1 protein-coding gene is annotated in these 686 nt (G+C 64.6%); it reads left to right on the top strand.

Annotation, left to right across the window (positions count from 1 at the left end):
- Window positions 1-504 (top strand): HlyD family secretion protein (locus AWB67_RS39060; RefSeq protein WP_510183526.1); only part of this gene is annotated, 504 nt, incomplete at its 5' end.
- Window positions 505-686 lie beyond the last annotated feature (182 nt).

Here is a 686-nt window from a genome sequence, read left to right as displayed (position 1 = left end):
AGACAGGTGTATGACATCCGCAATCAGGAAAAGCAGGTCCATGCGCTGCGCAAGGCATCCGCTGCGGCCGAGGCCCTGCTTGCGAAATACACGATCCGCGCGGCTGCGGATGGCGTCGTTTTGTCGATCAATGCGTCGCTCGGTTCCTATGTGTCGCCGCAGGGTGTCTATGAGCCATACGCGCAGGCGCAGGCACCGATGCTGGTGATGGGCACGGCGCCGGAGCAGCTTGCCGTGCGCTGTTATGTCGACGAGATCCTGATTGGCCGTCTGCCGGATCCGCATGCGCTAAAAGCGCGCATGTTTGTGCGGGGCACCAGCCTCGAGGCCCCGCTCGAATTCATGCGCATCCAGCCGTACGTATCGCCAAAGATCCAGTTGTCGGACCAGCGCACCGAGCGCGTGGACGTACGCGTGCTACCGGTCATTTTCCGTGTCGTGTTGCCGAAGGGCGCACGGCTCTATCCCGGGCAGATGGTCGATGTCTATATCGCTGCTGAATGATCCGCGCGCGCTCCTACGCAGGTCGCTGCGCACGTTGTTCTCCGCCGCTGCTCTGGCGAGTGCGCTGGCCCTGGCGGCTTGCACGTTGGGCCCTGATTTTTCGAGGCCGACGCCGCCGCGCGTGTCCCAGTTCGAGCGTGGGGAGTCGGTACGCGGGCCTCTCGTCGCGGCAGGCGCCGCGC

Source organism: Caballeronia terrestris (assembly GCF_001544515.1).
Lineage (GTDB): Bacteria > Pseudomonadota > Gammaproteobacteria > Burkholderiales > Burkholderiaceae > Caballeronia > Caballeronia terrestris.
Note: the sequence above shows the minus strand (reverse complement) of the source record. Positions and strands in the feature narration are given on the sequence as shown.